Origin of the sequence: Paraburkholderia nemoris, assembly GCF_905221015.1 — a bacterium.
In the GTDB taxonomy this organism is placed as follows: domain Bacteria; phylum Pseudomonadota; class Gammaproteobacteria; order Burkholderiales; family Burkholderiaceae; genus Paraburkholderia; species Paraburkholderia nemoris.
Genome location: NZ_CAJNBO010000023.1, coordinates 136,253 through 145,701 on the forward strand (window position 1 = coordinate 136,253; position 9,449 = coordinate 145,701).

Annotated in this window: 9 protein-coding genes; 4 read left to right on the plus strand and 5 right to left on the minus strand. The window is 60.2% G+C overall.

The genetic code is table 11. The features are described 5' to 3' along the window. Positions 1-283: 283 nt before the first annotated feature. Positions 284-589, minus strand: a complete 306-nt coding sequence (locus tag KHO33_RS30235; protein ID WP_054043526.1) for a single-stranded DNA-binding protein — start codon at positions 587-589, stop codon at positions 284-286. A 123-nt stretch (positions 590-712) separates the two neighbouring features. Next, complete coding sequence (locus KHO33_RS30240) at positions 713-1,621, minus strand: LysR family transcriptional regulator (protein ID WP_200566528.1); 909 nt, start codon at positions 1,619-1,621, stop codon at positions 713-715. A 154-nt stretch (positions 1,622-1,775) separates the two neighbouring features. On the opposite strand from KHO33_RS30240, the gene KHO33_RS30245 reads away from it, so the two are divergent. The 3 genes from KHO33_RS30245 (at position 1,776) to KHO33_RS30255 (ending at position 4,154) form a co-directional block, all read left to right on the plus strand. Then, the gene (locus KHO33_RS30245; protein WP_200566529.1) at positions 1,776-2,519 is read left to right on the plus strand and encodes an SDR family oxidoreductase; all 744 of its coding nucleotides are present in this window, start codon (positions 1,776-1,778) and stop codon (positions 2,517-2,519) included. 88 nt (positions 2,520-2,607) lie between these two features. Then, positions 2,608-3,504, plus strand: coding sequence for an SDR family oxidoreductase (locus KHO33_RS30250; protein WP_054043528.1), 897 nt, complete (start codon positions 2,608-2,610; stop codon positions 3,502-3,504). Positions 3,505-3,707: 203 nt separating this feature from the next. After that, on the plus strand, positions 3,708-4,154 hold the full coding sequence (locus tag KHO33_RS30255) for a cyclic nucleotide-binding domain-containing protein (protein ID WP_234480696.1): 447 nt from the start codon (positions 3,708-3,710) through the stop codon (positions 4,152-4,154). A gap of 51 nt (positions 4,155-4,205) precedes the next feature. On the opposite strand, the gene KHO33_RS30260 is transcribed toward KHO33_RS30255, so the two are convergent. The 3 genes from KHO33_RS30260 to KHO33_RS30270 form a co-directional block, all read right to left on the minus strand. Then, positions 4,206-5,231: an aldo/keto reductase gene (locus KHO33_RS30260; protein WP_054043530.1), complete on the minus strand. Its 1,026-nt coding sequence runs from the start codon at positions 5,229-5,231 to the stop codon at positions 4,206-4,208. A gap of 39 nt (positions 5,232-5,270) precedes the next feature. Further along, positions 5,271-7,001 carry a tetratricopeptide repeat protein gene (locus KHO33_RS30265; protein ID WP_200566531.1) on the minus strand — a complete coding sequence of 577 codons (1,731 nt, stop codon included), beginning with the start codon at positions 6,999-7,001 and terminating at the stop codon, positions 5,271-5,273. Positions 7,002-7,331: 330 nt separating this feature from the next. Further along, positions 7,332-7,880 (minus strand): DUF4142 domain-containing protein, encoded by a 549-nt coding sequence (locus tag KHO33_RS30270; protein WP_054043534.1) that lies wholly within the window; start codon positions 7,878-7,880, stop codon positions 7,332-7,334. Between the two features lie 402 nt (positions 7,881-8,282). Here KHO33_RS30270 and KHO33_RS30275 point away from each other — a divergent pair, with 402 nt between their 5' ends. After that, positions 8,283-9,263 carry a chemotaxis protein gene (locus tag KHO33_RS30275; RefSeq protein WP_054043537.1) on the plus strand — a complete coding sequence of 327 codons (981 nt, stop codon included), beginning with the start codon at positions 8,283-8,285 and terminating at the stop codon, positions 9,261-9,263. Positions 9,264-9,449: the final 186 nt, after the last annotated feature.

Below are 9,449 nucleotides of genomic sequence, written 5' to 3' on the forward strand. Positions count from 1 at the left end.
TCTTCGGAGCGCGCAGCGCCGCCGGAAGTATGACGCCCTTGTCACTGACCTATGCAGCGGCACGAACACAGATTCCAGATGCACCACTACCCTGTGTGGGCTGCGAGACCCGCTTAGCAGGGGCTTCTAGCCGCTTTCTTTTGCCTACTTTTCTTTGCGGCGGCAAAGAAAAGTAGGTGCCCCCCCGCACAGGGGGAACGCTAATAGACCACTAACAAATCAAGGAAAGGCCAAAGCCCGCAGAACACGGCCAAATGCCGCCGCAAAAGGCAAAAACCAACCATTACCCTTCCCGCAAATACCCCACAAGCACCTTATGCGCAACCATATCCACAGCAGGCTTAATCAACCCATTCTTGTCAGTCCAAACCTTAGGCGTCAAAGCCCCACTCAGCGCAACACTATCCGCATCACCCAGCGCAAGCAACGCAGTCTGCACCTCATCATCAAACGCAATCACGTTGACGAAAATCGTATCGCCATCATTGGTGGTCGCCCGGACCTTGCAGGTCACAAAGCGCTTACCATTCTGCCCCGTGCGGATCTGCGCCTCGCCGTATAAGCGCCCGCCCACCAGTCCATCGATCATCGTCCTGCTCCTGTTATTCCGTACCGTGCAAAAAGCAATATCGCCCAGCACAGCCCGTATGATCCCACGATACGCAGGGCGGCTTACGCAAAAGCACGAACCGCCTGCGCCGGACGCACACGCTCATCGTGAACCAGTCTGCGCGCCCGCCACTTCGAAAATATCCCGCAGCCATTGCGCAAACACCCGCACCCGTGATGACAACTGGCGATTCTGCGGATACAGCACCGAAACCGGCATCGGCGGCGGCGGGAAGTCCGCGAGAATGATCTTCAGCCGACCCGACGCCAGCTCACTCGCCACACGGTATTGCGGCACCTGCACGATGCCGAGCCCGGCCACCGCCGAGCCTGTGTAGAGATCGGCACCCGTCACCGATACCGTCGACGGCAGGTACGTGGCCGTATCGCGGCCGTCGATTCTGAATTCGAGCGGCACCGGCTTGCCCGTCGCGCTGGACAGGTAATTCACCGCCCGATGCGTAGACAAAGCCGACGGATCGGCCGGCTCGCCGTACGCCTCCAGATAAGCCGGACTCGCCACCGTCACTTGCGGCAGTTGCGCCACGCGCCGCCCCACCATCGACGAATCCTGCAGATTGCCCGCCCGCAACACGCAATCGATCCCCTCCCGCACCAGATCGACCAGCCGGTCGTCCTCGCCGATCGTCAGTTCGATGTCCGGAAACCGCGCGAGAAATGCCGGCAGCGCCGGCACGACAAAGTGCCTGGCCAGGGTGCCCTGCAAATTCACACGCAACAGGCCCTTCGGCGCGAGATTGGAAAACGAACCCTCCGCCTCCTCCATATCGGCGATCAACCGCACGCAGCGGCGGTAATACGCCTCGCCGTCGTGCGTGAGGCGTACCGAGCGCGTGGTGCGCTCGAGAAGCCGCGCGCCGAGCCGCTGCTCCATGCGCTTCATCAGGTTGGTGACGGTGGCGCGCGGAATCTGCAGGTCGTCCGACGCGCGCGTGAAGCTTTGCCGCTCGGCGATCCGGATGAACACCCGCATTTCCTCGAAACGATCCATGGTTGATGCCTTTGTGCCGGGACGGCGATCCGGCCGCCGGTCGGTCAATTGTTGAAGTAAATGGAATTATTATGGCAAGTCTAACCCGATTATCTCAACGACGAAATCGACCATGATTCGTTTCACCAACTCACCACACAGAAGGAAACGAATCATGAACACGATCAAAAACGCTCAAGTCGCCATCGTTACCGGCGCATCCCGTGGCATCGGCGCAGCGGTTGCGCAACGTCTCGCCAAGGACGGCTTTGCGGTTGCCGTCAACTACGCGTCGAGCTCGACGGAGGCCGATGCTCTGGTCGCGGAACTCACGGCGGCGGGCACCAAGGCTATCGCAGTGAAGGCTGACGTGTCGAACGCCGACGACGTGCGCCGCATGTTCGAAACCACCGAACAGCAACTCGGCAAAGTGGACGTGCTGGTCAACAACGCCGGCGTGCTGAAGACGTTGCCGCTCGCCGACACCAGCGACGCGCTGTACGACCAGACCTTCGACATCAACGTGCGCGGCACCTTCAACACACTGCGCGAAGCGGCCGCACGGATGAACAACGGCGGACGCATCGTCAACTTCTCGAGCACGACACTGGCGCTGAACATGCCGGGCTACGCGATCTACAACGGCACCAAGGCCGCGGTCGAAGCCTTCACGCATGTGTTCGCGAAGGAACTGCGCGGCCGCAACATCACCGTCAACGCGGTAGCGCCGGGCCCGATCGCGACCTCGCTGTTCCTCGACGGCAAGACCGAAGAACAGATCCAGACTTTCGCCAAAATGCCGCCGCTGCAGCGCCTCGGCCAGCCGGACGACATCGCCTCTGTCGTGTCCTTCCTAGCCGGTCCGGATGCAGGCTGGGTCAACGGCCAGATCCTGCGCGCCAACGGCGGCGTGGCTTAACTCACTCGATCAAGCTTGAAAACACGTAAAGAGCCTCTCTCAAAGCACCTTTAAACGTCGTATCACTTTCACGAATCGGAGAAGAAAAATGCAGAAGAACGTCATTCTGGTTACGGGCGCGGGTACGGGCATCGGCAAGCTCACCGCGCAATCCTTGGCCGAAGCCGGCCATATCGTCTACGCGACGATGCGCGATATCGAAGGTCGCAACAAGCCGCGCGCCGACGAAATGCGGGCGCTCACCCAGGCGAAGGACATCCAGTTGCATCCGCTTGAACTCGACGTGTTGTCGCAAGAATCCGCCGATGCCGCCGCCACGACGATCATTCGCGAGCAAGGACGGCTCGACGTGGTGATGCAGAACGCGGGCCATCTGGTGGTCGGTCCGACCGAAGCGTTCACGCCCGAGGAAATGGTGAAGGTGTTCGACACCAACCTGTTCGGCGCGCAACGTGTGAACCGTGCGGTGCTGCCGTATCTGCGCCAGCAGGAAGCGGGCTTGATGTTGTGGATCAGCAGCACGACGACCAAGGGCGGTTTTCCTCCGTTCCTCGGCCCCTACGGTGCGGCAAAGGCGGCGATGGATTCCCTGGCCGTCACCCTCGCCTACGAAATCGCGCGCTTCGGTATCGAAACCTCGATCGTGGTGCCGGGCGCGTTCACTCGCGGCACCGCACACTTTCCGAGCGCCGGCAAACCTGCCGATGCGGAGCGCGCCGCCGCGTATGCACGCTATGACGGCGTGATGGATCAGATCGGCGAGCGCCTGTCCGAACTCACACCGGACGACGCCGATCCGCAAGCCGTGGCCGATGAAATCGCGCGGATCATCGCGTTGCCTTCGGGTGAGCGGCCGATGCGCTCGGTGATCGACTTCGTCGGCGACGGCGCGCGTGAAGTGCTCGAAGTCTCGGAGCGCGTGCGCATCGAGTTTGCCAAGCGGATCGGCATGGGCGATCTGCTCGAAGCGAAGATCAAGCGGTAATCAACGCATGACCGTGAGGGACGCCGAGGCTGATTGATAAACCTTTGCGTCCCGCCGTTCCTTTCCCGCTTTGAACCCACACGCTCATGAAACCCTCAATCCTGGCCGCCTGCGCCGTGCTGCTGCCGTTTCTAATCGGCGCTTGCGATGCGCAACACCAACCTCAGTCGCCGGACGCGTCCGTCACCACGCGGAGTACAGCCATGAAACCCTCAGTGACTTACCTTCATCTGTTGAAGCACACGCCCTTTTTCACGAGCCTGACAACCGAACAATTGCGTTGGGTGATCAGCCATTCGCATGAATGGGAAGCGCAATCTGGCACCGTGGTCGCGCAATGCGATAGCAGCGCTCACGGCGGCACTGCGAATGATCAAGGCATGTGGATTCTTTTAGACGGCGGCTGGCAAATCGAATACGGCCAACAGTCGTATCCGGCGGGCCATGCGAGTGCGGGGAAATGGTTTAGCGCGGCTGTGACCGATCGGCCATGCAGTCTCGTCACGACCGAACACAGCTATGTGATGAAAATCGAACGCGCCGACTTTGACGCGATGCTCGAACAAGGTTTCGCATTCGATCAACATCTCGATGCGGGCCGCCGCTATTACAGCGAACTGTTCGCCGCTCCGGCCGAACTCGTCAAATAGCAGTCGAGCCGGAGCGGGTGATTACGCTGTGCAAACGCCAAGGAAGCGCGCTTAAACCGCCTTCGGATTGCGCTCCGTAAATCCTTCCTGATGCCAATACGGATACGCGGGACGCACAGCGCTGGCAGCGTCGAGTTTCGCTACCTGTTCGGGTGTCAGATTCCAACCCACCGCGCCGAGGTTCTGCCGCAACTGTTCTTCATTGCGCGCACCGATCAGCACTGTCGATACAGTAGGCCGCTGCAGCAGCCAGTTCAGCGCGATTTGCGGCACGGTCTTGCCGGTTTCGGCCGCAACCTCGTCGATTGCATCGAGCACGCGGAACAGATACTCGTCCGGCACCGGCGGCCCCATGTCAGAGGTTTTATGCAGACGGCTCGTTTCCGGCAACGGCTGCCCGCGCTTGATCTTGCCGGTGAGACGTCCCCAGCCGAGCGGACTCCACACCACCGCGCCCACGCCTTGATCGACACCGAGCGGCATCAACTCCCACTCATAATCGCGACCAATCAGCGAGTAGTAAGTCTGATTCGCGACATAGCGCGGATAGCCGTAACGATCCGCCGTATCCTGCGATTTCATCAGATGCCAGCCGGAGAAATTCGACACGCCGGTGTAGCGGATCTTGCCGGCGCGCACGAGATCGTCGAGCGTCGACATGACTTCGGCGACAGGCGTCTTCGCGTCGAAACCGTGTAACTGGAATAGATCGATGTAGTCGGTTTGCAGACGTTTGAGCGCTGCGTCCACCGCCTGAATCAGATGAAAGCGCGACGAGCCGACATTGTTCGGACCGTCGTCGAAACGGAAAGTCGCTTTGGTCGAAATGATCGCTTTGTCGCGCTTGCCCTTGAGCGCTTCGCCGAGCACCGACTCGGAAGCGCCGCTCGAATAGATGTCGGCGCTGTCGAACATCGTGACGCCCGCATCGAAACAGATGTCGATCAGGCGACGCGCTTCGGCGACGTCCGTGGCGCCCCACGCCTGAAAAAATTCACCCTTGCCGCCGAATGTGCCCGTACCGAAACTCAGTACCGGCACCTTTAAACCAGATGCACCCAAATGCCTGTATTCCATTGACGATTCTCCGTGTCGCAGCCATCGTTAAACGGACGTTTAGTCTACGCGCGTCTCGGCAAACGTGCCGGCGAGCGCGGCCAGCGCATCACGCGCGTTTCGAATCACGCTGTCCCAATCGCCCAAGGCCGGCTGCCGGAACAATTTCGCTTGCGCATACCAGGGCGTATCGGTGCGTTCCAGCATCCAGCGCCAGCAGGTGTCGAAGCGGTTCAGAATCCATACCGGCTTGTCTAGCGCGCCAGCCAGATGCGCGGTGGACGTGTCTACCGATATCACTAGGTCAAGGTTTGACACCAGCGCGGCAGTGTCGGCAAAGTCATCGAGTTCTTCGGTGTAGTCAATGACGTTGGGGTGCGAATCGCTGCGCAGTGACTGAAGCGCAGACGGTCCTTTTTGCAGACTGAAGAACTGCACGTTCGGCACATCGAGAATCGGTGCGAGCCGCTCGAACGTAATCGAACGGCGTGCGTCGTTCTTGCGGAGCTCGGCGACATGCGGCCGGTTTCCGCCGGCCCACACGAGTCCGACTGTCAGGTGCCCTTCTGCTTGCGCAGCGATACGCTCGTGCCATTCACGCGTTGCTTGCGGGTCGGCGAACAGATAAGGCGTCTTTGACGGAATGCTCGTGAGATCGGTATTGAATGCGAGCGGCAGACTCAGCAATGGGCAGTGGCAATCGAACGGCGGCAGTGCCTGGCCCGCTTCGATCAATTGATCCACACCGTCGAGCGTGGACATGAGCCGCATCAACTCACGTGGCACTTCCAGCACGACTTTCGCGCCGAGCTTCGACACCATGCCGGCATAGCGGCAGAACTGCAGCGTGTCGCCGAGACCCTGCTCCGCGTGAAGCAGAATTGTTTTGCCGTCGATCGAAAAATCGCCCAGCCAAAGCGGTTGCGCAAAAGTGCGCGTGCCTGCTTTGATCCGGCTACGCTCCCAACGCCATTCGTACTCTTTCCAACCCGCTTCCAGTTGCCCCAGTTGCAGCAGACACAACGACTGGTTCCAATGCGTCTCGGCAGCGGCGGGATTGACGGCCAATGCGCGTTCATAGCTCTGCAATGCTTGCGCGTGCTCACCGAGATCGACCTGGGTCAGTCCAAGGTTGTTCCAGGCATCGGCAAACGCAGGTGCGAGTTCGAGCGCGCGCTCATAGCATTGCCGTGCGTCGTCCGCCTGATTCAGGTCGCTGAGCGCGTTGCCGCGATTGCTCCACGCGTCGGGATAAGTCGGCTGCAATGCGAGCGCGTGATCGCAGCTTGCGAGCGCATCGGCGGGACGACCCAGATCGCGCAGCACGCAGGCGCGATTGTTCCAGGCTTGCGCGAAATCCGGCGTCAAGGCGATCGCGCGATCAAAGCTGCTGAGCGCTTCGAGCGGCAAGTTCAGGCCGGCTTGCGCGTTGCCGCGATTGTTCAGTGCGTCCGGGAATTTCGATTGCAATGCGAGCGCGCGATTGGCACTCGCTAGTGCTTCGTCGAAACGTTGCAAGGCATTGAGCGCATAAGCCAGATTCGAATGAATTGGCGCCTGTTTCGCGTTGACGGCGAGCGCCTTTCTGAGGAACTCGATGCCCTCCTCGACACGGCCCGCCTGCAGCGCGAGCGAGCCCAACAATTGGAGCGCCTCGAAATGACGTGGCTTGAGTTCGAGAATCTCACGGTAGAGTTCTTCGGCCTCGGCGAATGCGCCGTTCTGCTGAAGCGCGACGGCTTGCCGAAGCATATGGTCCAACTGTTGCGGGAGATTGGCAGGCTTGCTCATGAGGTGAGCTTGGATTGAATGCGGGTGAAATCGGGAAACCGCTTTCAGGCCTCCTGAGTCGCGGGGGAAACCACGCGGGTCAGGCCCGAAAGAACGAAGCCGATTATCGCCGAAAAGAACGCGTTTGGTCTGCTATGTGCAAGCGGCTTTGAATGTGCGCGAGCAGGAGGGAGAACTGCTTGTCTTGGGGGCGGGTTTTGCAGGCGTCTCTTTTAGACGTGTTTTTAAGCGGCTTTCTATGCCGCGTTGCGGCGCGCGTCACGTCGCTACGTGACGCGCGCCTTGATGCCTGGACTGTGGCTGGTGCGCCTGATGTGTCTGATGTCCTGCTTACTGGGCAGTCAGATGCTTACGCTTGGCGAGCTCCTGAGCCATTGCGTAGTGCTCCTGGATGGTCGGCAGTGCCTTTTTCGCCGCGTCCTTCAATTGTTCGTCGCGGCCCGAAGCAATTTCCGCCTGGAAGGCCGACAGCGCTTTCTGTTCTCCGGCGAGCGCGACCTGCTCGATGTAGGTCTTGTCGAAGTCGGCGCCGCGCAGGTTATTGATGCTCGCGAGCACCGCCGGGTCCGGATCGTTCTTAGGCACGTCGACGCCACGCGGGCTAGCGGCGCGCAGCGCGTCGGAGATCTTCGCGTTGTCGTTCGACACGCGTTCTGCGAATGCCTTCACGTCCCGGTCGGTGGAGCGCGAAGTGGCGATGCGTGCGGCATCGCGTTGCGTGGCGACAGCCTTGGTGGCGTCGGTGATGAAGGTCTGGTCGGCGGCATGAATGCGAACTGCATCCGGCGCGGCCGCGGTCTGAGCACTGGCCGAAGTAGCGACAACCATGAGGCTGGCCATGCAGGCACTGGTGATGGCGGCGAGAGGCAAGCGGATCATACGTTCTCCTTGGAGTGGAAGCGAAACGACAGCGATGCGAGTGCGCCTTGGCCACGCTTGCGATTGCATTAATACCTTGCAAGTCGCTTGCGACTGGCTAACGGCGCCGCGCTCTTATCGCTGTGCATTCTAGGAGGCGCACTACCCAGCATGTGAAACCATGCTGTCGCTTCTGTAACGTTAGGTAACCTTCATACGAAATACCTGTTTTTGCTGTACGGCCATCGACCTCTTCCTGCCCCGAATAGCGGCTTGGTGTAAACCAGAAAGCACCGGCAAACCGCCTGAATTCACTGAACTTTCCTGCTGCTGCGCCGATAACAGAAAGGTAGGGCACGCGCCAGGGCCGAACGAACGGTATGCATGGCGCACCACTCGCACCGCAATCCCTGGAGAGATTCGATGGCAGTAGATCACCGCGCGAACGACGAACGCAGCAATCTGACGAGTTCCAATAAATTCGAGCTGTTGCTGTATCGGCTGGGTTCGGTTCCCGGCAGCGACGCGCATGAGCTTTACGGCATCAACGTTTTCAAGGTGCGTGAGATCTCGACGATGCCGCCGGTGACGCCGATTGCGGGTTCTTCGCCGTTCGTGATGGGCGCGGTGGACATTCGCGGCCAGATCATTCCCGTGATCGACTTGCCGCGTCTGATGGGCTGCGAGCCGACGCGCGGTCTGAACATTTTGCTGGTGACGGAATTCGCGCGCTCGACGCAGGCTTTCGCGGTCGAGGAAGTGGACGACATCGTGCGGCTCGAATGGAACCAGGTGCTCTCCGCAGAAGGCGCGGCTGGTGGCAATCTGGTGACGAGCATTGCACGTATCGACGGCAACACGGGCGACTCGCGGCTTGCCCAGGTGATCGACGTGGAGCAGGTGTTGCGCGACGTGTTTCCGTCACAGCATCCGAGCGTCGACCCGACCTCGGTGGGTGACGCGCTTGGCATCCGCCCTGGCGCGAAGATTCTCGCCGCTGACGATTCCGGTTTTGCGCGCAAGCTGATCGAGCAGGCGTTGAGCGCGATTGGTGCGGACTATGTGATGACCAAGACTGGCGAAGAGGCATGGAATACGTTGCAGCAGGTCGCGCGTGAAGCGCAGGCTAACGGCACGCGGGTGAAGGACAGTATTGCGCTGGTGTTGACCGATCTCGAGATGCCGGAGATGGACGGGTTCATGTTGACCCGTCAGATCAAGGCTGATGAGCGGACTCGGGATATTCCGGTGATTATTCATTCTTCTTTGACTGGTGCTGCCAACGAGGCGCATGTGAAGAATGCTGGGGCGAATGGGTATGTGGCTAAGTTTGCAGCCGCTGAGCTGGCTAATGCTATTCGTAATGCGCTGGGGGCGCCTGCGGCGGAGGGGGTTGTTGTTTGAAGGTTTTCGGGTTTTTTGCCTTCGCGGCGCTTGTTGTCTGTGTTCCTAGGGTGTTGGCCTTTCCTTGATTTGTTAGTGGTCTATTAGCGTTCCCCCTGTGCGGGGGGCACCTACTTTTCTTTGCCGCCGCAAAGAAAAGCAACCGTATTGGAAGTCAAGCGGCGAACAACGGCTCAAGGTGGAAAC